The following is a 21,961-nucleotide window of genomic DNA, read 5'->3' as shown; positions in this document are numbered from 1 at the left end:
ATCTTCGGACGGGGGCCCTTCGCCGTGCCCCGACCTGGATAGGGTGGGAGAACATCGTTTGATCTCGCGGATCGCGCGGTATCTCGCGCGCCAGGACACCCAGGAGCGGCTATGAGCGCTGTGACCCCCGCTGGAGGCGACACCGCGGCGGGCCGTTCCTGGCCCGCCGTGCTGAACGCGCTGCTCTCCGGGCAGGACCAGGACTCCGGTGCCACCTTCTGGGCGATGGACCAGATCATGCGCGGGGAGGCGACCGACGCGCAGATCGCCGGATTCGTGGTGGCCCTGCGGGCCAAGGGGGAGACCGTCGAGGAGATCACCGGTCTCGTCGAGGCGCTGTACGAGCACGCCAAGGTGATCGAGGTGTCCGGGAGGACCGTCGACATCGTCGGTACGGGCGGGGACGGCGCCAAGACGGTCAACATCTCCACGATGTCGTCGATCGTCGTCGCCGGTACGGGCGCGAAGGTCGTCAAGCACGGCAACCGGGCCGCGTCGTCGGCGTCCGGGGCGTCCGATGTGCTGGAGAAGCTCGGCGTCAATCTGGAGCTGACCCCGCAGCGGGTCGCCGAGGTCGCCGAGGAGGCCGGGATCACCTTCTGCTTCGCGGTGAAGTTCCATCCGGCGCTGCGTCATGTGGCCGCCGCGCGCGGGCAGTTGGGCATCAGGACCGTATTCAACGCGCTCGGGCCGCTGGCCAACCCCGCGAAGGTACGGGCCCAGGCGGTCGGCGTCGCGGACCCCCGTATGGCACCGATCATGGCCGGCGTCTTCGCCGAGCGCGGCAACTCCTCGCTGGTCTTCCGCGGCGACGACGGGCTGGACGAGCTGACCACCACGGCGACCTCGCGCGTGTGGGTCGTACGGGACGGCAAGGTGACCGAGGAGAGCTTCGACCCGCGTGACGTGGGGTTGGAGATGGTGCCGGTGGAGGCGCTGCGGGGGGCCGACGCGTCCTTCAACGCGGATGTCGCGCGACGGTTGCTGGGCGGGGAGACCGGTCCCGTGCGGGACGCGGTGCTGCTCAACTCGGCGGCTGCGTTGGTGGCGTTGGAGCCGACGTCCGCGTCGCTGGCGGAGCAGTTGCGGGGCGGGATGGAGCGCGCCGCCGAGTCGATCGACTCCGGGGCGGCGCGGGGGGTTCTCGAGCGGTGGGTCGCCGCGACGAACCGGTAGTTCGTCGGGTGGGCGCGGGTGCGTTGTCGGGTGCGGCTCCGGTGGGGGCTGGTCGCGCAGTTCCCCGCGCCCCTGAAAAGCCGGGGCTGCGCCCCGTGCTTTTCATCCCGCGGCCCCCTCGCGTTTCAGGCCCGCAGGGGCCTGGTCTTTCAGGGGCGCGGGGAACTGCGCGAGAAGCCCCACCGGACCGGCACCCGCTGACGAATCCCGCACCCCCGACCCATCACGCGACCCATCCCGCAATCCGGACACAAGTTGCGGCGTGGCGATCACTTCACGTACGTTCTGGTTCAGGTCATGAGTGACAGCCCATAGCCCCGGCTGGCTGTCCGGCAACCCTCCTTCCGTGGCGGGGTGCCCCGGGTGAAGACCGGGCCGTAGGCAGCGAGGTCTACGGCAAGCGCGGCTTCGAGGGAGTCTTCCGTGAGCAAGCGAATGCGATAGGGCCGCCGAGCCCCGCCTCCGCGCACCCCTGTCTCTGCTTTCCCTTCCTCCGCATGCCCTCTTTTGGCATGCCTCCTCGCGGGAGTCCCCCATGTCTGTCTCCACCCTTGCCGCCGCCCAGTCCATTTGCACCCCGCTGCCCGTTCTGGGCCGGGATGTCACCGTCCCGCTCGTCACCGGCGGCGAGGTCACCTACGCCGCACTCGACTACGCGGCCAGCGCCCCCGCCCTCCAGCGCGTCTGGGACGACGTGGCGGCCTACGCCCCCTACTACGGCAGCGTCCACCGCGGCGCCGGCTATCTCTCCCAGCTGTCGACCGACCTCTTCGAGAACGCCCGCAGGACCGTCGCGGAGTTCCTCGACTGCCGGGCCGACGACCAGGTCGTGTTCACCCGGTCGACCACCGACTCGCTGAACCTGCTGGCCGCCGCCCTCCCCGCCGACTGCCAGGTCTTCGTCTTCGAGACCGAGCACCACGCCTCGCTGCTGCCCTGGCGCGACGCGCGGGTGACGTACCTGGACGCGCCGCGTACGCCGCAGGAGGCCGTGGCCGCCCTGGAGACCGCGCTCGCCGAGCGCGACCCGCACGGGCCGGCGCTGGTGTGCGTCACCGGAGCCTCCAACGTCACCGGCGAGATCTGGCCGGTGCGTGAGCTGGCCGCCGCCGCGCACGCGCACGGCGCGCGGATCGTCCTCGACGCGGCCCAGCTGGCACCCCACCACCCGCTGTCCGTACAGGAGTTGGACGTGGACTGGGTCGCCTTCTCCGGTCACAAGCTGTACGCGCCCTTCGGTTCGGGCGTCCTGGCCGGCCGCGCCGACTGGCTCGCCACGGCCGAGCCGTACCTCGCCGGGGGCGGCGCCTCCCGCAAGGTGACCCGGCGCACCGACGGCGGCGTGGACGTCGAATGGCACGAGACCGCCGCCCGGCACGAGGCCGGCTCGCCCAACGTCATCGGCGCCTACTCCATCGCCTCCGCCTGCAAGGCCCTCACCGAGGCCGGGTTCGACACCCTGGTCGCCCGTGAGCGGCACCTCATCGACACCGTGCGCGCCGGGCTCGCCGAGGTGCCCGAGGTCCGGATCCTCTCGCTCTTCGGGGACGACGCCCCGCGGGTCGGTGTGATCTCCTTCGTCGTCGAGGGCTGGAACAGCTCCCACTTCGCCGCGGCCCTCTCCGCCGAGTACGGCATCGGCGTGCGCGACGGTCTCTTCTGCGCCCACCCCCTCGTCCGCACCCTCCTCGGCAGCGACCCGCAGACCCAGGGCGAGTGCGGCTCCCCCGAGGCCGCGCCCGGCGAGCGCTCCCTCAACGCGATCCGGGTGAGCTTCGGAGCGGGCACCCCCGACGAGCACGTGGAGCGGTTCGTGGGCGCGGTGAAGGAACTCGTACGGGACGGCGCGAAGTGGAACTACCGTACGGAGGAAGGCCGTTGCGTCCCGGCCGTGTGATCCGTTCCGGGTGACCCCGGCGCGTACCCGGCGTATACGCTCCCCTCGGCAGCCGAACGGTGGACAGGGGAGCGGTGGGTGCACGGGGTGCGGGCGCTGCGCGAGACGGATCCTCGGCGGATCGGTCCTTACGAGGTGCGGGGCAGACTCGGCGCGGGCGGCATGGGCGAGGTGTATCTGGCCGAGGCGCGCCCCGGGGTGCTGCTGGCGGTGAAGGTGGTCCGGGGCGAGCACGCCGAGGACCGGACCTTCCGGGCCCGCTTCCGGCACGAGGTGCGTGCCGCGCAGACCGTCGGCGGGGCCGGGACCTACACCGCCCGGGTGGTGGACGCGGACACCGAGACCGAACGGCCGTGGATGGCCACGGAGTTCGTCGACGGACCCAATCTGCGGGACGCCGTCCTCGACCGGGGGGCGCTGCCCGAGCGGGCGGTCCGGGTGCTGGCCGCGGCGCTCGGTGAGGCCCTCGTCGCGATCCACGCCAGGGGCATGGTCCACCGGGACCTCAAGCCGTCCAACATCCTGCTGGCGGCCGACGGTCCGCGGGTCATCGACTTCGGGATCGTACGGGCGCTGGAGGGGACGGCCCTGACCCGCACCGGCGCCGTCGTCGGCTCGGTCGGGCATGTCTCCCCGGAGCAGATCCGCAACGGTGCCGAGGTGGGGCCGCCGAGCGACGTCTTCTCCCTCGGCACCGTCCTCGCGTACGCCGCCGCGGGTCGCGAACCCTTCGGCGAGGGCAAGGACGCGGTCGTCCTGATGCGCATCCTCACCGGCGACTTCGACCTGTCCGGCGTGCCGAACGGTGTGCGACCCCTGGTCGAGTCCTGCCTCCGCGCCGAACCGGCGGACCGCCCGACGCCGGGCGAGATCCTCGCGGCCGCCGGTCACACGACGGCCTCGCTGCGGCAGGACATGCGTGCGGGCTGGTTCACCGCCGCCACCGGGCGTCCCCTCACCGAGGGGTCCGACGCCGAGCCGGCCGGGCGCGCCGACGGTCCCGGGTCCGGCCACCGGTGGCTCCCGGGGCGGGACTCGGGGGAGCGGGAGAGCGGCGTCGAGTACGTGGCTCCCCTGACGGTGACGGACGTACCGGTGCCGGAGCCGGCGGGGGAACCCCGGCCGGCCGCGGACGTGGCCGTTCGACCTCCGGCCTCGCGGCGGGCCGTGCTGCGGGCCCTCGCCGGGGGCGCCACGGTGGCGGCCGTGGGCGGCGCCGTCGGTGGGTGGTGGTGGCTGCGGGAGCCGGGGTCGGGGAGCGACCCGGCCGGTGGGAAGGAGAGCGGGGGTGCCTCCGCCTCCGCCTCCGCTTCCCGGACGGGTGGGGCGGTGCCGGCGTCGCTCGCCTGGCGGGCGCGGATCGGGCAGGTGGTCGATACGTCCGGGCCCTGCGGGGCGCTGTCACCGGACGGGAAGACGCTGTACGTGTCGGTCGAGGGCAAGGGCGTGTACGCGCTCGCCGCGGACGACGGCGTGGTGCGATGGACGGCCCCGTTCGCGAGCGAGGAGCTCGAGTTCCTGCCGATGTCCCCGCCGGCCGTGGCCCCCGACGGGACCGTCCTCGTCGTCACCTCACCGGGCGGGAGCAGCCCCGGCACGCTGTGGGCGCTCGGCCCGGACGGGGACGTGAGATGGTCCCGTGAGGGGGACCGGCTGCACACCGAGGTCCCCGTGATCGCGGGTGAGCTCGTCCTCGTCACGTACGGGGACGGCGTCGGCGCCGGCGGCGTGCGGGCCTACGGCACCGACGGCGACGTCGTGTGGACGGCGCCCGTGCCCGGCGGACCCGACGTGGCCCCGCTGGTCGTCGGGGACACGGCGTACGTGGGCGGGTACGACGACCGTCTGCACGCCCTCTCGGTCGCGGACGGCAGCGTGACGTGGAAGGCCGACCTGAAGAGCGAAGTCGCCCGGCCCGCCTACCTGTTCGAGATACTCGCCGTGAGCACCAATGACGACGGGAACATCCTGTACGGCGTGGACGGCGACGGCCGGCGCGTGTGGACCGCCCACGGCCGGGGCGGCGGCTACGCCTCGACCACGGTCTCCGTGGGAGACGTCTTCGTCGCGGCGCAGGCGGACATGCTGGTGGCGACCGGCGCCGACGGCTCCTCCCGGTGGACGTACCCGGCCATCGGGCCCCTCCCCACCCCGGTGGAACGCGCCGGCGTCCTGTATCTGCGGTCGGGCAGCGAACTCCACGCGATCGACGGCGAGGGCCTGCGGCTGTGGAGGCTCACCGTCGGTTCCCAGGACGGCAACGGCAGCAGCCCGGTCGTCGGTGCCGGACGGCTCTACACCGTCACCTCCGCCGGCATCGCGGCCGTCGAACTCGGTTCCTGAGGGTCGGCGGACAGGCCCTGGCGGTGAGCGCTCCGGCGGCGGGGGCGGCGGGCTCGACCCTCAGCCGTCCAGGCCGATGGCGAACGCGGCCTCCAGGTCGTGCTGCGAGTACGTCCGGAACGCCACGTGCGTGTCGGTGCCCAGCACGCCGGGGATCTTGCTGATCGACCCGGGGATCACGTCGGCCAGGTCGTCGTGGGCCTTCACCCGGACCATGGCGACCAGGTCGTAGGTGCCGGTCACCGAGAACACCTCGCTCACGGAGTCGAGCGCGGCGATCGACTCCGCGATCTCCGGGATCCGGTCCACGCTGGTCTTGATGAGCACGATCGCGGTGATCACGGCTGTTTCTCTCCCTCGGGGGCCGGAGCGGGGACGTCCGACGGATCATCCACCGGATCATCCACGGGCGCTTTCACTCTAGCCCCACGCCCGTAGCGCCCCCACGCGTGGACGAACCCCAGTCCGAACCCCACCAGGTGTGCCAGATAGGCGACCCCCGGCCCCGCGGTCTGCCGCCCCGCGGCCAGCCACTGCAGGCTCACCCAGAACGGCAGGGTCACCCACGCGGGGAACCGCAGCGGCAGAAAGAAGAGGAAGGGCAGCAGGCTCGTCACCCGCGCCCTGGGGAACAGGAAGAGAAACGCGCCGAGGATCGCGGAGATCGCCCCCGACGCGCCGACCAGCGACTGCGGCGACCCGGCGTGCGCCGCCGCGTACGCCACCAGCGCGAGATAACCGCAGCCCACGTAGAACAGGGCGAACTCCACATGGCCCATGCGTTCCTCGGCCATCGCCCCGAAGACGAAGAGGAAGAGCATGTTGCCGAGCAGATGCAGCCAGCTGCCGTGGACGAAGAGCGCGGTGAGAGGGGTGAGCGCGGCGCGCGGGGTGCCGTGGAACAGCTCGGCCGGGACGACGCCCCAGCGCCGGAAGTACGCCCGCTGCGCGGCGAGCAGTTCGTCGCCGGTGCCGTACACGGGGTTGAGGCCCGCCGCCGGTCCGATCAGGAAGAGCGCACAGCAGACCGCGATCAGCCCGTACGTCACCGGCGCCGACTCGTTTCGTACGGCCCGGGCGGCCGAGGTGCTCCACTTGCCGATCATGAGCAGAGCATGACGTAACGGGACCCACCCGCACAGACCGCCTCGCCGCCGACGGCGGCCGGCCCGGCCCTCGCGGGCAATCCGCGCCGCCACCGCAGGCGAACAGGCGTCCAGGACCGGTCAGGCCGTAGGGTTACGAGCCACACGCACCGGGAGGCCGGTGCTTCGCGGAGACTGGAAGAAGGAAGAGCAGCCACGATGACGGTTCCCCTGCCGACGGACACCACCCGCTGGCGCTGCACGCTCTGTGGCAACCTCACGCGGTTCGACGTGACCCGCTCGTCGAAGGTCGTCGAGTACGTTCACCTCGACCTCGCCGGGAAGCCCGAGGTCGAGGAGCGCAACGTGGTCAGTGAGACCATCGAGTCGGTCCGCTGCCGCTGGTGCAACGCCGTGGACCAGGTGGAACTCGTGGACAGGCCGGGCGCCGGCTCCTGAGGGAGCGGGCCCCGCACAGATATTGGGGTGACGGATGGTGGAGAGCTCAGGCGGGGGGCCGGGCGACGGCGCCGCTGAGGTGCTCGACCGTCCGCTGCCCGAGGGCGTCCGCAAGCGCGTCGTGCAGATCGTCTCCGACGGCTTCGGCGGACTGACCGTCGCCGAACTGCCCGCCCAGCTCAGGCAGTACGCCCGGTTCGCCCCGAACCGCCGGGTGAAGTTCGCCGGGAACGCGATGGCGGCCGCGGTGGAGAGCGACACGCTCTTCAGACAGCGGATCGGGGAACGGTTCAGGGAGGCCCACCCGGAGCTGGCCGGTGCCCTCGACACGGGCGCGCCGCCCCCGGCCGCGGATCCGCTGGACGTGGCGGCCGCGGCCTATGTGCTGCGCCCCACGGGCTGGGTGAAGCTGGTCGCCGCCGCCGGCGAGGAGGCCCTGCGGGCGGACGCCGAGCGCGCCGACGAGGAGAGCCGGGCCGAGCTGGAGCGGCTGCGCGAGCAGCTCGCCGAGGCCCGCGGCCACACGAAGACCGAGACGGAACGGCTGCGGGCGGAGCTGGAGGCGGCCAAGAAGGACGCCGACTCGCTGCACCGCAAGCTCCGGGCCGCCCTCAGCGACGTCAAGCGCGGCGAGGCGGCTCTGCGCAAGCTGCACGCCGAGATGGAGACCCTGCGCGCCGAGAGCCACGCCCAGGTGTCCGCCGCCGAGAGCGAGACCCGGCGGCTCAAGGCCCGGCTCGGCGAGGCGGAGGCCGCCCTGGAGGCCGCCCGGCGGGCCGCACGTGAGGGCCGCAGCGTCGAGGACATGCGCGTACGGCTGCTGCTGGACACCGTGCTGGACGCGGCCCAGGGCCTGCGGCGGGAGCTGGCGCTGCCGCCGGTCTCCGTACGGCCCGCCGAGACCGTCGACGCGGTCGAGCCGGGGCGGATGACGCCGAAGGACATCGCCGCCCGCGCGCTGTCGGAGAACGACCCGGCGATCCTGGACCAGTTGCTGGCGCTGCCGCAGGCGCATCTCGTCGTCGACGGTTACAACGTCACCAAGACCGGCTATCCGCAGATGCCGCTGGAGAAGCAGCGGCTCCGGCTCCTCGGGCAGCTCTCCCAGCTCGCCGCCCAGACCGGCGCCGAGGTGACCTGTGTCTTCGACGGGGCGGAGCTGGCCGCGCCGGTGCTGCTCGCGCCGCCGCGCGGGGTGCGGGTGCTGTTCTCCAAACCGGGTGTCACCGCCGACGAGTTGATCCGCCAGCTGGTGCGGGCCGAACCGCCCGGCCGGCCGGTCATCGTCGTCTCCACCGACCGTGAGGTGGCAGACGGGATCGCCAAGGCGGGAGCCCGGCCGGTCGCCTCCGCGGTGCTCCTCAAGCGGCTTTCCTGACCCTTCGGTCACGTTCACACCAAGGGTAACGAACAGGCGCTATGCCCGAATTGATCGAAATGTTGCGCAACGTAGCGTCAACCGAGCGCTACCGCATGTGTGTTGAGTGTAAATTGTGCGCCCTGGGACGGGATTTTTCCTGTGGGGGATTTGAAGTGATCACCATTGGGTCACTAGGGTCTGGGCTCAAACCTCTGAACGGGTGATCGTCGCCGGAGTCCCCGCCGGCCGGTCGCTCACAAGAAGGAGTTCACCTACCGTGGCGTCCCACCGTCGACCCAAGCAGCCGAGCCGTGCGCGTGTGACCGTGCTCACCTCTGCCGCCGCCGCTGCCGTGGCCCTGACCTCGCAGGCCGCCAACGCCGCGCCCGCCGAGAAGCCGAGCAAGGACGACGTCCAGGCCAAGGTGCACAAGCTCTACGAGGACGCCGGGCGGGCCACCGACAAGCTCAACGGGGCCGAGGAGAAGCAGGAGAAGCTCGAAAAAGAGATCTCCACGATCCAGGACAACGTCGCCAAGGGCCAGGAGGAGCTCAACGAGCTCCGTGAGGGCATAGGCCTGGCGGCCAGCGCCCAGTACCGCTCGGGTGGCATCGACTCCTCGATCCAGCTCTTCCTCTCCGCCGACCCGGACGACTACCTGGACAAGGCCGCCACCCTCGACCAGCTGACCAGCCAGCAGGTCGAGGCGCTCAAGAAGATCCAGGAGAAGCAGCGCGCGCTCGCGCAGCAGCGCCAGGAGGCCACGGAGAAGCTGGAGGACCTCGCGGAGACCCGCGAGACCCTGGCCGACAAGAAGAAGGAAGTCCAGGGCAAGCTGGCCGCCGCGCAGAAGCTCCTCAACACCCTGACGGCCGAGGAGAAGGCCGCCCTGGACGAGCAGGAGACCCGCGCCAGCCGCGACGCCGGGGAACGCGTCGAACTCGGTGACGAGGCGCCCGCGTCCAGCTACGGCGCCGCCGCCCTCGCGGCCGCCGACACCCAGGTCGGCAAGCCGTACGTCTCCGGCGGCAGCGGCCCCAACTCCTACGACTGCTCCGGGCTGACCCAGTGGGCCTACGCCCAGGCCGGTGTCTCGATCACCCGGACCACGTACACGCAGCAGAACGACGGCACGAAGATCGGGCGCGACCAGCTCAAGCCGGGCGACCTGGTGTTCTTCAACGACCTCGGCCACGTCGGCCTCTACGCGGGCAACGGCATGGTCCTGCACGCCCCGTATCCGGGCAAGGTCGTCCGCTACGAGTCGATGAGCACGATCGGCAGCTTCCAGTTCGGTGTCCGCATCGGCGGCTGACACCCGTTCCGCCTCGAACAGGGCCGATCGTCACACAGTGTGACGATCGGCCCTGTTTTTCTTCAAGATCAGGACACGGTGCCGCCCGAACGGGCGAATTCCCGCACCTCGTGCTGACCCCTTCACCCGCTGGTGACCTGGGTCCCAGGCCGGACGTCACGCTCTGTTGCCGCGGAGGTCTTTGGCTGGGAGACCGTCGCGCGGCTACTGTCGGCCGCGCCTCCCTCACCCGCCGTGAGCGCACCCCTGCCGGGGGCGCCCTCCGGGCCGGGGAGGGCCCTGTCCACCGTCGAAGGGAGTGCGGCTTCCCGTGGTGTCCCACAGTCGCCTTGTACCGTCCGGGTTCGACCGGGGCGCGGCCGCCGCCCTCGGTGTGCTGTCCGCCGCTGCCGCCGCCCTCGGCGCCATCCCCGTCCAGCCGGCCGCCGCCGCGCCGCACGACAACACCCGCGCCGAGGTGGACCGGTTGTACGAGGAGGCCGAGAGGGCCACCGAGGCGTACAACAAGGCCGACGAGCGCGCCGACGCGCTGCGCGAGCAGGTCGGCACCGCACAGGACGCGATCGCCCGGCAGCAGGACCGCGTCAACACCATGCGGGAGTCGCTGGGTTCGCTCGCCGGCGCCCAGTACCGCTCCGGCGCCCTCGACCCGTCGATCGCCCTGCTGTTCTCCGAGAACCCCGACGACTATCTGGACCGGGCCTCCGCCCTGGACCGCATCAGCGCCCACCAGGCGGGCGAACTCCACGACCTCCAGCAGGCCCTGCGCGACCTCCACCAGAACCGCGCGGAGGCCGGCGGCAAGCTGACCGAGCTGGAGAAGAGCCGCAAGGCCGTCGCCCGGCACAAGCGGACCGTCGAAGGCAAGCTCGCGGCCGCCCGGCAGCTGCTCAACTCCCTCCCGGACGAGGAGCGCGCCGCGTACGACCGCGCCTCCCGCTCCACCACCTCGGGCCGCACCGACATGCCCGAGCCCGCCGGCGCGGTCGCCCCCAACGGCCGGGCGGCCGCCGCCGTCGCCGCGGCCCGCTCCGCCCTGGGCAAGCCGTACGTCTGGGGCTCCACCGGCCCTGACGGCTTCGACTGCTCCGGGCTCATGGTCTGGTCGTACGGGCAGGCCGGCGTCGGCCTCCCCCGCACCTCGCAGGCCCAGCGGTACGCCGGCACCCAGGTCCCGCTCTCCGAGGCCCAGCCCGGCGACCTGGTCACCTACCGGCCCGACGCCAGCCATGTCGGCATGTACGTCGGCAACGGACAGGTCATCCACGCCCCCTACCCGGGCGCCCCGGTCCGTTACGACCCCGTCGGCATGATGCCGATCGCCTCGGTCACCCGCCCCTGACCGCCGCCGACTCCGGCCGTCGCGAGGCGGCCGGAGCCCCGTACGATCGGGAACGTGGCTGGTCGAAGGCGCACGACGCGTTCCCGGTCCGGGCCGGGGGTCCGGCGCGGGCTCCCGGGACGCGCCAGGGTCCCCTCGGCGGTCGCTCTCGCGCTCGCCGTCCTCGTCGGCTGCGGCGGCAACGCGGCGTCGGACGGCGCCCGCGCCGACGTCGAGCGGATGCTCGACCGGCGGGCCGAGGCGGTCCTGGAGCGGGACGGGGCGGCCTACCGCGCCACCGAGGCGCCGGACTCCTCCGTCGCCGGTCAACTGGCCACCGGCGCGGCCGAGTTCGCCAACCTCCGCGGTCTGCCGCTGTCCTCCTGGTCGTACGACCTGAACTCCTTCCGGCGCACCGGCGACCGGGCCACCGCCGAGGCCGCCCTGCGCTACCGGATCCGTGGCTACGACCAGGCGCCCGTCACCGCCGTACGCACCCTGACCCTCGTCCGGGACGACGACGGGACGTGGCGGGTCGCCGCCGACGAGCCCTCGAAGAAGGGCACCGAACAGCTCTGGGAGCAGGGGCGGATCGTCGCGGTACGGGGAGAACGGAGCCTGGTGCTGGGGGTCGGGCGGTCGGCGGACGCCCTGCGCGCCTACACGACGCTGGCGGACCGGGCCGTGCCCGCCGTGACGGAGGCGTGGGGCGAGGACTGGGCGCGTCGCGTCGTGGTCGTCGTACCGGAGTCGCTGGACGAGATGGCGGGGCTGCTGGGGTCACCGGCCTCCGGGTACCGGGGGATAGCTGCGGTCACCACCGGGGAGGCGGGGGGCGAGGCGAAGGCGCCGGCGGACCGGATCGTCGTCAACCCCGACGCGTACGCCGTCCTCGGCGACTTCGGCAAGCAGGTGGTCCTGACCCACGAGACGACCCACGTCGCCACCCGCGCCCACACGAACGCGGCGACCCCGCTGTGGCTCTCCGAGGGCTACGCGGACTGGGTCGGCTACCGGGGCACGGGTCGCGCGGCCCGCGAGGTGGCCCCCGAGCTGCAACGGGCGCTGGCGGAGGGGCGGCTGCCGGACGCGCTGCCCGCCGACGCGGACTTCGGCTTCGCCGACGACTCCGGCACGCTCGCGCAGGCCTACGAGAGCGGGTGGCTGGCCTGCCGGCTGATCGCGGACCGCTGGGGCGAGGTGCGGCTGGACGAGTTCTACCGGGCGGTGGGGGCGCACGGGGAGCGGGAGGGGGCGGTGGAGGGGGCGTTGGAGGAGGTTCTGGGGACGACGGTGGGGGAGTTCACGCAGCGGTGGAGGGAGTACGCGCGGGCACAGCTGGGGTGAGGGGAGGGGGGTGTGCCGTGGGGTGCGTTGTCGGGTGCGTTGTCGCGTGCGGCCCGGTGGGGCTTCTCGCGCAGTTCCCCGCGCCCCTGAAAGCCCAGGCCCTGCGGGCCTGAAGACCCAGGCTCCGCCGGCCTGAAGAACCCAGGCCCTGCGGGCCTGGAAGCCCCGCCCTGCGCGCCTGGAAGACCACGGTCCTGCGGGTCGGGAAGACCACGGTCCTGCGGGTCTCAGAGCCGACGGTCCTGTGGGTCTGAGAGTTCACCGGGCTGCGGGGTGAAAAGCACGGGGCGCAGCCCCTGCTTTTCAGGGGCGCGGGGAACTGCGCGAGAAGCCCCACCGGGCCGCACCCGACAACGCACCCCCGGCCCCACCGCCCCCCTCCACAACTCCACCCCCGCGAGAAGCGCCGCCAGAACCAGCAGGCCGTTGCGGACGAAGAGCAGCGTGACGCCCAGCCAGTCGCTGGCCACGACATGGCCGAACCAGACCGGGAACTCCAGGACGGTCACGAAGCACGCCACCAGCACCATGACCACCGGCAGCCCCATACGGCTCGCCCGGAAGCAGAGACAGACGGCGGCCAGCCCCACCAGCCACACCATGTACTGCGGACTGATCACCCGGCTCGTCGCCGTGAACAGCAGCACCCCCACGAACGCCGCGTCCGCGAGCGTGTGCGGCGCGAACCGCCGCGCCCGCACCCGCCACAGCAGCAGCCAGGCGAAGGCCACCCCGCTGAGCGCCAGGGCCGCGTCGCTGACGATGCCGACGTACGGGCCGAGGAACTCCACCGAGCCGTAGTTGAGCAGGACCTCCCCGTCCCAGCCGAACTGCCGGGCCACATGGAAGACGAGCGCGCCCAGCGACTCCACCTCGGTGCCCCGGTCGCGCTGGAAGGTCAGGAAGGCGAAGGCACCCGGCATGGCCAGGGCGAAGCCCACCGCCAGCACCAGGCCGGTGGCCGCCGCCCAGGCCCAGGCGGCGGGCCGGCGGGCGCCCAGGAGCAGCAGCGCCGGCCACACCTTCAGCAGGGCCGCGAAGGCCGTCAGCGCCCCCATGGCGCGCGGATGGCGGCTGCCGGCGAGGAGCGCGGCGACCGCCACCGCCGTCACCATCACGTCGTACCGGGCGTACACGGTCGGACCCAGCAGGGGCAGGCCCACCACCCACACCCGGGCGCCGCGCCAGGTCCTCCCGGGCCGCGTGCCCGCGTACAGGAGGAGCGCGAGGACCGCCAGGTCCGCGAGGAGAGCGAGGACGAAGAAGGCCGAGGCGTAGTCCAGGAAGGGCAGCAGCGCGGGGGAGAGGATCGCGAGGGCGGCGGCGGGCGGGTACTGCCAGGTGACGTCGTCCAGGGGATACGTTCCCGCGCGCAGGGTCCCGTACCAGCCGTGGTAGATCACCGAGACGTCGCCGGTGACGTCCGGTCCCGGGAACACGAACACCTTGAAGACGAACAGCAGCAGGAGCACCCGGGTCGAGCCCCAGAGCGCGAGCAGCCCGAACGGGAGCCGTCGACGAGAGACCGTCATGTCCGTCTGAGCCACGTGAGTCCCTGTCCGTCCGCGCACCGGTTCGTGTTGGTGAGGGACATGATCCCCCGTCCGGCTGTGCGGCGGCCGTGCGGCATGGCCGGGGTCGGCGGGGTGTGCCCGGGGGCGGCCGGTAGGGTCGGCGGCGATGCACAAGACCCTGATCGTGACCAACGACTTCCCGCCCCGGCCCGGCGGCATCCAGGCGTTCCTGCACAACATGGCGCTGCGGCTGGACCCCGAGCGCATCGTCGTCTACGCGTCGACGTGGAAGCGGAGCCGCGAGGGCGTCGAGGCGACGGCCGCCTTCGACGCCGAGCAGCCCTTCACCGTCGTCCGCGACCGGACGACCATGCTGCTGCCGACGCCCGCCGTCACCCGCCGCGCGGTCTCGCTGCTGCGCGAGCACGGCTGTACGTCGGTGTGGTTCGGCGCGGCGGCCCCCCTCGGCCTGATGGCCCCCGCGCTGCGCCGGGCGGGCGCGACGCGGCTGGTGGCCACCACGCACGGCCACGAGGCGGGCTGGGCCCAGCTGCCCGCCGCCCGGCAGTTGCTGCGGCGGATCGGCGAGGGCACGGACACGATCACCTATCTGGGCGAGTACACCCGCTCCCGGATCGCCACGGCCCTCACCCCGGAGGCGGCCGGGCGGATGGTCCAACTGCCGCCCGGCGTCGACGAGAAGACCTTCCACCCGGGCTCCGGCGGCGCCGAGGTCCGCGCCCGGCTCGGCCTCACCGACCGCCCGGTCGTCGTCTGCGTCTCGCGGCTCGTGCCGCGCAAGGGGCAGGACACGCTGATCCGGGCGATGCCCGGCATCCTCGCGGCGGAGCCCGAGGCGGTGCTGCTGATCGTCGGCGGCGGACCGTACGAGAAGGAGCTGCGCCGGCTCGCCCACGAGACGGGGGTCGCCGGGTCCGTCCGCTTCACCGGCGCCGTCCCCTGGTCCGAGCTGCCCGCCCACTACGGCGCCGGCGACGTCTTCGCCATGCCGTGCCGCACCCGCCGGGGCGGCCTGGACGTCGAGGGGCTGGGGATCGTCTACCTGGAGGCCTCCGCCACCGGCCTGCCCGTCGTCGCGGGCGACTCCGGCGGCGCCCCCGACGCCGTGCTCGACGGCGAGACCGGCTGGGTCGTACGCGGCGGCTCCCCGACGGAGGCCGCGGAGCGCGTCGTCACGCTCCTCGGCGACCCGGAGCTGCGGGAACGCATGGGGCAGCGGGGCCGGGAGTGGGTGGAGGAGAAATGGCGCTGGGACCTGTTGGCAGAAACTTTGAAAACGTTGCTGTAGCCCCGGGAGGGGCGCGGGGAACCGCGCGACCAGCCACAAGACGACCGGAACTCGCCTTTCAAGAGCACCCGGCACCCCGGTAGGCGCCACCCGGCACGGCGGAGCCCCTAGCCGGAGCCGGAAAATCCGCACATGCTGCGCACATGACAGCAAAACTGATGCAGCGTCAGCTGACGAGACGTCACATCCTTGGTATGGCCGCCCTTCAGACGGCGGCCGGCCTCGGCCTCACCCGCATCGGCCTCCAGTCCGCCCACGCGGCTGAGCCCGACGCCGTCGACAACGCCCCGGCGATCGTCATCGGCTCCGGCTACGGCGCCGCCGTCGCCGCCCTCCGCCTAGGTCAGGCCGGCATCCGCACCCTCGTCCTGGAGATGGGCAAGGCGTGGACCACCCCCGGCGCCGACGGCAAGATCTTCTGTTCGACCCGGGAGCCGGACGAGCGGTCCATGTGGTTCAAGACCCGGACCGAGGCGCCGCTCGCCACCTTCCTCTGGCTGGACGTCGTCAACAAGGACATCAGCCCCTACCCCGGCGTCCTGGACCGGGTCCGCTACGCCAACATGTCGGTCTTCCTCGGCCGGGGCGTCGGCGGCGGCTCCCTGGTCAACGGCAGCATGGCCGTCACCCCGCTCCGCTCGTACTTCGCCGAGCAGTTCCCGACCGTCGACACCGCCGAGATGTACTCCACGTACTTCCCGCGCGCCCGCGCCATGCTCGGCGTCAACACCGTCGACCCCGCGTGGTTCGAGTCCACCGAGTGGTACCGCTTCAGCCGGATCTCCCGGGCCCACGCCGAGAAGACCGGCCTGCGGACCACCTTCGTGCCCAGCGTCTACGACTTCGGCCACATGCAGCGCGAGGCCGCCGGCACCGCGACGAAGTCGGCCCTCGCCGGTGAGGTCATCTACGGCAACAACCACGGCAAGAAGAGCCTCGACAAGACGTATCTGGCCGCCGCCCTCGGCACCGGCAACGTCACCGTCCACACCCTGGAACGGGCCAGGGGCATCCGCCGGCTGAGCGACGGGACGTACGTCGTCACCGTCGACCGTCTCGACGGCACGGGCACGGTCGTCGAGACCAAGGAGTACGGCTGCACCTACCTGTTCCTCGGCGCCGGAAGCGTCGGCACCACCGAACTGCTCGTCCGCGCGCGGGCGAAGGGCACCCTCCCCGCCCTGGACGCCAGTGTCGGCGCCGGCTGGGGCCCCAACGGCAATGTGATGCTCGGCCGGGCCAACCACCTCTGGGACACGGTCGGGGAGAACCAGTCGACCATGCCGGTCATGGGCATCGACGACTGGGCCAACACCGCCAACCCGGTCTTCGCCGAGATCGCCCCCCTGCCCACCGGCCTCGAACACTGGGTCAGCCTCTATCTGGCGATCACCAAGAACACCGAGCGCGCCTCCTTCACCTACGACGCCGCCGGCGACTCGGCGAAGCTCGGCTGGAGCGCCGCCCAGAGCGCGGTCTCCTCGTCCATGGCCAAGAAGCTCTTCGACCGGATCAACTCCGCCAACTCCACGATGTACCGGTACGACCTGTTCGGCTCGTCCAACAAGGTGTTCGCCGACGACTTCACCTACCACCCGCTGGGCGGCTGCGTGCTGGGCAGGGCGACCGACGGCTACGGAAGGGTGAAGGGCTACTCGAAGCTGTACGTCACCGACGGTTCGCTGGTGCCCGGCTCGATCGGGGTGAACCCGTTCGTCACGATCACCGCGCTCGCCGAACGCACGATGGCGCGGGTCCTCGTGGAGGACACCGCGCCATGATCGTCGTACATGTCTGACTACTGCTGGTAGAGCGGACTACTACTGGTGGAGCGGACTACTTCTGGTAGATCGCCTCGATCTCGTCCGCGTAGTCCTTCGCCACCACGTTGCGCTTGAGCTTCAGGGACGGCGTCAGGTGGCCCGACTCCTCCGTGAACTGGGAGGACAGAATGCGGAACTTCCGCACCGATTCCGCCTTCGACACCGCGGCGTTGCCGTCGTCGATCGCGGCCTGGACGGCCGCGTTCAGATCGGCGTCCGCGCTCAGCGACGCCGCGGTGGCGCCCGCCGGCTTGCCGTGCTCGGCGGCCCAACGGCCCAGGAACTCCTCGTCGATGGTGACCAGCGCGCCGACGAACGGCCGCCCGTCACCCACCACCATGCACTCCGCGACCAGGGCGTGGGCGCGGATGCGGTCCTCGATCACGGCCGGGGCGACGTTCTTGCCGCCCGCGGTGACGATGATCTCCTTCTTGCGGCCCGTGATGCTGAGATAGCCGTCCTCGTCGAGGGTGCCGATGTCGCCGGTGTGGAACCAGCCGTCGGCCAGCGCCTCCTCGGTCGCGCCCGGGTTGTTCCAGTACTCCTTGAACAGGTGCTCGCCGTGCAGCAGTACCTCCCCGTCGTCCGCGATCCGGATGACGGAACCCGGCAGCGGCTGCCCGACCGTGCCGATCTTCTGCCGGTCCCAGGGGTTGAACGCGGTCGCCGCGCAGGACTCGGTGAGGCCGTAGCCCTCCAGGACGGTGAAGCCGATGCCGCGGAAGAAGTGGCCGAGGCGCTCGCCCAGCGGGGCACCGCCCGAGATCGCGAACTCGCCCTTGCCGCCGAGCACCGCGCGCAGCTTGCTGTAGACGAGCTTGTCGAACACCCTGTGCTTGATCTTCAGACCGAGGGCCGGGCCCGACGGGGCGTCCAGCGCCTTGCTGTAGGCGATCGCCGTGTCCGCGGCCTTGTCGAAGATCTTGCCCTTGCCGTCCGCCTGGGCCTTGGCGCGGGCCGAGTTGTAGACCTTCTCGAACACCCGCGGCACACCGAGGATCAGCGTCGGCCGGAAGGAGGCCAGCTCGTCGGTGAGGTTCTTGATGTCCGGCACGGTGCCCAGCTTGATCGGCGCCATCATCGGCGCGACCTGCACGAGCCGACCGAAGACGTGCGCGAGCGGGAGGAAGAGCAGCACCGAGCACTCGCCCGTACGGAACAGGGGCCGCAGCCGCTCCACCACGTTGCCGCACTCGGCGAAGAAGCTGCGGTGGGTGAGCACGCACCCCTTCGGGCGGCCCGTGGTGCCCGAGGTGTAGACGATGGTCGCCGGGTCGTCGGCCTTGGCCAGCGAACTGCGCTCGTCGACGGCCGCGTCGGTGACGTCCTGGCCGAGGCGGCCCAGCTCCTCCACCCCGCCGTCCTCGATCTGCCAGACGTGCTTGAGCGCCGGCAGCCGGTCGCGGACCGACTCGACGGCGGCCGTGTGCCCGTCCAGCTCCACGATCATGGCGGTCGCGCCCGAGTCGGCGAGGATCCACTGCACCTGCTCCGGCGAGCTGGTCTCGTACACCGGCACGGTGATCGCGCCGGCGGTCCAGATCGCGAAGTCCAGCAGGGTCCACTCGTAGCGGGTACGGGACATCAGACCGACGCGGTCGCCCGGCTGGACCCCGGCGGCGATGAGCCCCTTGGCCGCCGTGCGCACCTCGGCCAGGAACTGGACCGCGTTCACGTCCTGCCAGGCGCCGCCCACCTTGCGGGCGATGACGGCGACATCGGGATGCTGCGCGGCGTTTCTGCGGACGATGTCGGTCAGATTGCCGTCCGTCGGGACCTCGTACAAAGCCGGAAGGCTGAACTCGCGCAAGACTGCTGCTCCTCATAGGGCGCCGGCGCCACGACTCTGTGTTGCTGCGACGGTGCGGTCCAAGGCTGGGCGAGCGCTCAGGTCCCGCGTAGTTCCTTGGGCCTTACTCGTTGAAAACCTGAGCACAACTGGACTGCCCGGACGTTACCCGTCGGTATGGCCTCTCCGCGAGGGGGGTCCGGTGAGATGTTCTCCGCGTCACACATGGGGGCTCTTCCCGGGAAGAATAATCCCCTCACTTGCTGACTGGCCAGTAACCGCACGTCCGACCGGCTCTGTTCACGTATGCCGCACACGCCTACGCTTGATCGTCATGGCACGCACACCGGACGGTAACGGCAGAACGCGCATTCATGTGGTCAGCGACGTGCACGGCAACGCGCGCGACCTGGCCAGAGCGGGTGAGGGTGCCGACGCCCTGGTGTGCCTGGGCGACCTCGTCCTCTTCCTCGACTACGCCGATCACTCCCGCGGCATCTTCCCCGACCTCTTCGGCGCCGAGAACGCCACCCGGCTCGTCGAACTGCGCACCGCCCGGCGGTTCGAGGAGGCCCGCGAACTCGGCGCCCGACTCTGGGCGGGCGTGGGCGAGGACCGCTCCGCCGTGATCGAGAAGGCCGTCCGCAAGCAATACGCCGAGCTGTTCGCGGCCTTCCCCACACCGACGTACGCCACCTACGGCAATGTCGATATGCCGAAGCTGTGGCCGGAGTACGCGGGGCCGGGGACCACCGTGCTCGACGGCGAGCGGGTGGAGATCGGCGGCCGGGTCTTCGGCTTCGTGGGCGGCGGCCTGCGCACCCCCATGCGGACCCCCTACGAGATCAGCGACGAGGAGTACGCGGCCAAGATCGAGGCGGTCGGCGAGGTCGACGTGCTCTGCACGCACATCCCGCCGGAGGTGCCCGAACTGGTCTACGACACGGTGGCGCGCCGATTCGAGCGCGGCAGCCGGGCGTTGCTGGAGGCGATCCGCAGGACCCGACCCCGGTACGCGCTGTTCGGGCACGTCCACCAGCCGCTGGCCCGGCGGATGCGGATCGGCGCGACGGAGTGCGTCAACGTCGGGCACTTCGCGGGCAGGGGGAAACCGTGGGCGCTGGAGTGGTGAACGCCGGGTGGGGTGGCGAGGGTTCGGCGGGCGCGCGGTAGCCTTCACGCTGCACATACGTGCGCACCCACGTCCCTCACCGGACAGTCTCTGGAGGAGCCACGGCGATGGCGGAATTCACCAGTTCGAGCATCACGATCGAGGCTGCGGCGGCCGACGTCATGGCAGTGATCGCCGACTTCGCCCGCTACCCGGACTGGACGGGTGAGGTGAAGGAGGCGGAAGTCCTCCGGACGGACGAGCAGGGGCGGGCCGAGCAGGTCCGGCTGGTCATGGACGCGGGCGCGATCAAGGACGACCAGACGCTGGGGTACACCTGGACCGGGGCGAACGAGGTGTCCTGGACGCTGGTCAAGTCCCAGATGCTCCGCTCCCTCGACGGCTCCTACCTCCTCAAGCCGGTGGGTGACTCGGTGACCGAGGTGACCTACCAGCTGACCGTCGACGTCAAGATCCCCATGCTCGGGATGATCAAGCGCAAGGCGGAGAAGGTCATCATCGACCGGGCGCTGGCGGGGCTGAAGAAGCGGGTGGAGTCGGGGGCGTAGGTTCTTGCCCACCCGCCCGCCCGACGCCTTGGTGGTGGAGGGTGCCGTCGGGCGCGTGACGGCTCGGGGGGCCGGGATGGAGGGCGGCCGCGGGTCCGTCGTGGCTGATCGCGCAGTTCCCCGCGCCCCTGGGAATCGGGCTTCGCCCTCTTCCCCCGCCCGCCCCCGCCCCGGCTGCGGGCAGTCGTGCCGCTGGGGTGACGGGGGAGGGCGGGCGTACGTGGCGCCCTGCCGGCGCCGGTAAGCGCCTCCTGCCCCGGCCGCGCCCCGGTGCCGGGCACCGAGGTCGGCCGCGCTGAGTTACCGTTCACCCCCATGCGCACCATCCTGATCACCGGGCAAGGCGGCAGTGGCCGTACGACGGTCGCTGCGGCCACGGCGCTGGACGCGGCCCGTGCGGGCACGCGGACGCTCGTGCTGAGCGCCGACCGCACGGACGGGCTGGGCGCGGCCCTCGGCACGGCCACGGGACCCGAGCCCGTGCGGGTGGCGCCGGGCCTCACCGCCTGGCGCCCCGACGCCGCCGCCGGCTTCCGCGAGGACCTCGTCGCGTTCCAGGAGCGCGCCGCGTCCGTCCTCGACCTGCTGGGCGCCGGACGGCTGGACGCCGAGGAGCTCACGCCCCTGCCGGGCGCCGAGGAACTCGCCCTGCTGCGGGCACTGCGCGACGCCGCGCTGTCGGAGGCGTACGACCTGCTGGTCGTCGACCTGCCGCCCGCGCCGCAGGCCCTCGCCCTGCTCGGCCTCCCGGAGGAACTGCGGCGGTACCTGCGCCGGCTGCTCCCGCCGGAACGGCAGGCGGCCCGCGCGCTGCGGCCGGTCCTCGGACGGCTCGCCGGGGTGCCGATGCCCGCCGAGTGGCTCTACGAGACGGCCGCCCGCTGGGACGTCGAGCTGGCCGCCGTCGCCGCGATCGTCGAGGACCCCGGCACCAGCGTGCGCCTGATCGCCGAGCCCGGCCCGGCCGGCGCCGACCACACGCGCCTGGCGAGCGTCGGACTCGCCCTGCGGGCCCTCCCCGTCGACCTGCTGATCGCCAACCGCGTCCTGCCCCAGGGCACCCACGACACCTGGCTCGCCGGCCTCGTCGCCCAGCAGCGCAAGGCGCTGGAGGAGTGGCAGGAGCAGGGCGAGGGCCGGCCCGTACGGGGTGTCGGCCACCTCGGACACGACCCCCGCGGCCTCGACGACCTCACCGCCCTCGGCGTACCCGGTACGGGTGACGCTCCCGCACGGGCCGCCTGGCCCGTCACCGACAACCTCGCGGACGAGGGCGTGCTCGTGTGGCACATCCCGCTGCCCGGCGCGATACGGGACGAGCTGGATCTCATCCGGCGCGGCGACGAGTTGGTCGTCACGGCCGGCCAGTTCCGCCGTATCGTTCCGCTGCCGTCGGCACTGCGCCGCTGCACCGTCGACGGCGCGGCCCTGCGCGAGGGCTCCCTGAGGATCCGATTCGCGCCGGACCCGCAGTTGTGGCCCCGGACCCGGTGAACCGCATACGTCCGTTCGGGTAACGTCGAAGGTACGAACCGTAGGCAGG

At 72.3% G+C, this 21,961-nt stretch carries 17 protein-coding genes and 1 riboswitch; of the genes, 13 read left to right on the top strand and 4 right to left on the bottom strand.

Going from position 1 to position 21,961, the window contains the following annotated elements; all coding sequences use genetic code 11:
• Positions 1 to 111: 111 nt before the first annotated feature.
• From trpD to HW837_RS17305, 3 genes are all read left to right on the top strand, one after another.
• Positions 112 to 1,176, top strand: coding sequence for an anthranilate phosphoribosyltransferase (gene trpD, locus HW837_RS17315; protein WP_045555366.1), 1,065 nt, complete (start codon positions 112 to 114; stop codon positions 1,174 to 1,176).
• 293 nt (positions 1,177 to 1,469) lie between these two features.
• A riboswitch (SAM riboswitch) is annotated at positions 1,470 to 1,585 on the top strand.
• A gap of 126 nt (positions 1,586 to 1,711) precedes the next feature.
• Positions 1,712 to 3,073: an aminotransferase class V-fold PLP-dependent enzyme gene (locus HW837_RS17310; protein WP_045555365.1), complete on the top strand. Its 1,362-nt coding sequence runs from the start codon at positions 1,712 to 1,714 to the stop codon at positions 3,071 to 3,073.
• Between the two features lie 78 nt (positions 3,074 to 3,151).
• Entirely contained in the window at positions 3,152 to 5,416 is a 2,265-nt protein-coding gene (locus HW837_RS17305; RefSeq protein ID WP_237310607.1) for a serine/threonine-protein kinase, read from the top strand.
• A 60-nt stretch (positions 5,417 to 5,476) separates the two neighbouring features.
• Here the strand turns inward: HW837_RS17305 and HW837_RS17300 are convergent, their stop codons facing one another.
• Entirely contained in the window at positions 5,477 to 5,758 is a 282-nt protein-coding gene (locus HW837_RS17300; protein ID WP_045555364.1) for an Lrp/AsnC family transcriptional regulator, read from the bottom strand.
• Positions 5,755 to 6,522, bottom strand: coding sequence for a rhomboid family intramembrane serine protease (locus HW837_RS17295; protein ID WP_193380771.1), 768 nt, complete (start codon positions 6,520 to 6,522; stop codon positions 5,755 to 5,757). Before HW837_RS17295 ends, HW837_RS17300 begins: the two co-directional genes overlap by 4 nt.
• Before the next feature lie 198 nt (positions 6,523 to 6,720).
• Between HW837_RS17295 and HW837_RS17290 the strand changes: the two genes are divergently transcribed.
• The 5 genes from HW837_RS17290 to HW837_RS17270 all read left to right on the top strand — a co-directional run bounded on the left by HW837_RS17290 (position 6,721) and on the right by HW837_RS17270 (position 12,303).
• Entirely contained in the window at positions 6,721 to 6,960 is a 240-nt protein-coding gene (locus HW837_RS17290) for a hypothetical protein (protein WP_033528168.1), read from the top strand.
• A 34-nt stretch (positions 6,961 to 6,994) separates the two neighbouring features.
• A complete protein-coding gene (locus HW837_RS17285; protein ID WP_045555362.1) occupies positions 6,995 to 8,338 on the top strand; it encodes an NYN domain-containing protein in 1,344 nt (447 codons plus the stop codon).
• A gap of 259 nt (positions 8,339 to 8,597) precedes the next feature.
• Positions 8,598 to 9,635: a C40 family peptidase gene (locus HW837_RS17280; RefSeq protein ID WP_045555361.1), complete on the top strand. Its 1,038-nt coding sequence runs from the start codon at positions 8,598 to 8,600 to the stop codon at positions 9,633 to 9,635.
• A gap of 310 nt (positions 9,636 to 9,945) precedes the next feature.
• Positions 9,946 to 10,977 (top strand): C40 family peptidase, encoded by a 1,032-nt coding sequence (locus HW837_RS17275; RefSeq protein ID WP_045555360.1) that lies wholly within the window; start codon positions 9,946 to 9,948, stop codon positions 10,975 to 10,977.
• Positions 10,978 to 11,031: 54 nt separating this feature from the next.
• On the top strand, positions 11,032 to 12,303 hold the full coding sequence (locus HW837_RS17270; RefSeq protein WP_193380772.1) for a Cif family virulence factor: 1,272 nt from the start codon (positions 11,032 to 11,034) through the stop codon (positions 12,301 to 12,303).
• Positions 12,304 to 12,530: 227 nt separating this feature from the next.
• On the opposite strand, the gene HW837_RS17265 is transcribed toward HW837_RS17270, so the two are convergent.
• Entirely contained in the window at positions 12,531 to 13,835 is a 1,305-nt protein-coding gene (locus HW837_RS17265; RefSeq protein ID WP_193380836.1) for a glycosyltransferase 87 family protein, read from the bottom strand.
• Positions 13,836 to 13,983: 148 nt separating this feature from the next.
• Here HW837_RS17265 and HW837_RS17260 point away from each other — a divergent pair, with 148 nt between their 5' ends.
• Both HW837_RS17260 and HW837_RS17255 read left to right on the top strand, forming a co-directional pair.
• Entirely contained in the window at positions 13,984 to 15,126 is a 1,143-nt protein-coding gene (locus HW837_RS17260) for a glycosyltransferase family 4 protein (RefSeq protein WP_093788245.1), read from the top strand.
• Between the two features lie 158 nt (positions 15,127 to 15,284).
• Positions 15,285 to 16,907 carry a GMC oxidoreductase gene (locus HW837_RS17255; protein WP_455567255.1) on the top strand — a complete coding sequence of 541 codons (1,623 nt, stop codon included), beginning with the start codon at positions 15,285 to 15,287 and terminating at the stop codon, positions 16,905 to 16,907.
• Positions 16,908 to 16,962: 55 nt separating this feature from the next.
• On the opposite strand, the gene HW837_RS17250 is transcribed toward HW837_RS17255, so the two are convergent.
• The gene (locus HW837_RS17250) at positions 16,963 to 18,759 is read right to left on the bottom strand and encodes an AMP-dependent synthetase/ligase (RefSeq protein ID WP_045555356.1); all 1,797 of its coding nucleotides are present in this window, start codon (positions 18,757 to 18,759) and stop codon (positions 16,963 to 16,965) included.
• A 355-nt stretch (positions 18,760 to 19,114) separates the two neighbouring features.
• Here HW837_RS17250 and HW837_RS17245 point away from each other — a divergent pair, with 355 nt between their 5' ends.
• The 3 genes from HW837_RS17245 to HW837_RS17235 all read left to right on the top strand — a co-directional run bounded on the left by HW837_RS17245 (position 19,115) and on the right by HW837_RS17235 (position 21,912).
• Positions 19,115 to 19,870: a metallophosphoesterase family protein gene (locus HW837_RS17245; RefSeq protein ID WP_045555355.1), complete on the top strand. Its 756-nt coding sequence runs from the start codon at positions 19,115 to 19,117 to the stop codon at positions 19,868 to 19,870.
• Between the two features lie 107 nt (positions 19,871 to 19,977).
• Positions 19,978 to 20,418 (top strand): SRPBCC family protein, encoded by a 441-nt coding sequence (locus tag HW837_RS17240; RefSeq protein WP_045555354.1) that lies wholly within the window; start codon positions 19,978 to 19,980, stop codon positions 20,416 to 20,418.
• 315 nt (positions 20,419 to 20,733) lie between these two features.
• Positions 20,734 to 21,912 (top strand): ArsA family ATPase, encoded by a 1,179-nt coding sequence (locus HW837_RS17235; protein ID WP_193380774.1) that lies wholly within the window; start codon positions 20,734 to 20,736, stop codon positions 21,910 to 21,912.
• Positions 21,913 to 21,961 lie beyond the last annotated feature (49 nt).

This window comes from Streptomyces caniscabiei, from assembly GCF_014930365.1.
Classification (GTDB): domain Bacteria; phylum Actinomycetota; class Actinomycetes; order Streptomycetales; family Streptomycetaceae; genus Streptomyces; species Streptomyces caniscabiei.
This window is presented reverse-complemented; position numbering and strand designations above follow the sequence as displayed.

Coding starts and splice junctions, on each gene's coding strand:
- trpD (WP_045555366.1), top strand. CDS start 112: ATGAGCGCTGTGACCCCCGCTGGAGGCGACACCGCGGCGGGCCGTTCC.
- HW837_RS17310 (WP_045555365.1), top strand. CDS start 1,712: ATGTCTGTCTCCACCCTTGCCGCCGCCCAGTCCATTTGCACCCCGCTG.
- HW837_RS17295 (WP_193380771.1), bottom strand. CDS start 6,522: ATGATCGGCAAGTGGAGCACCTCGGCCGCCCGGGCCGTACGAAACGAG.
- HW837_RS17290 (WP_033528168.1), top strand. CDS start 6,721: ATGACGGTTCCCCTGCCGACGGACACCACCCGCTGGCGCTGCACGCTC.
- HW837_RS17285 (WP_045555362.1), top strand. CDS start 6,995: ATGGTGGAGAGCTCAGGCGGGGGGCCGGGCGACGGCGCCGCTGAGGTG.
- HW837_RS17265 (WP_193380836.1), bottom strand. CDS start 13,835: ATGACGGTCTCTCGTCGACGGCTCCCGTTCGGGCTGCTCGCGCTCTGG.
- HW837_RS17260 (WP_093788245.1), top strand. CDS start 13,984: ATGCACAAGACCCTGATCGTGACCAACGACTTCCCGCCCCGGCCCGGC.
- HW837_RS17255 (WP_455567255.1), top strand. CDS start 15,285: ATGCAGCGTCAGCTGACGAGACGTCACATCCTTGGTATGGCCGCCCTT.
- HW837_RS17240 (WP_045555354.1), top strand. CDS start 19,978: ATGGCGGAATTCACCAGTTCGAGCATCACGATCGAGGCTGCGGCGGCC.
- HW837_RS17235 (WP_193380774.1), top strand. CDS start 20,734: ATGCGCACCATCCTGATCACCGGGCAAGGCGGCAGTGGCCGTACGACG.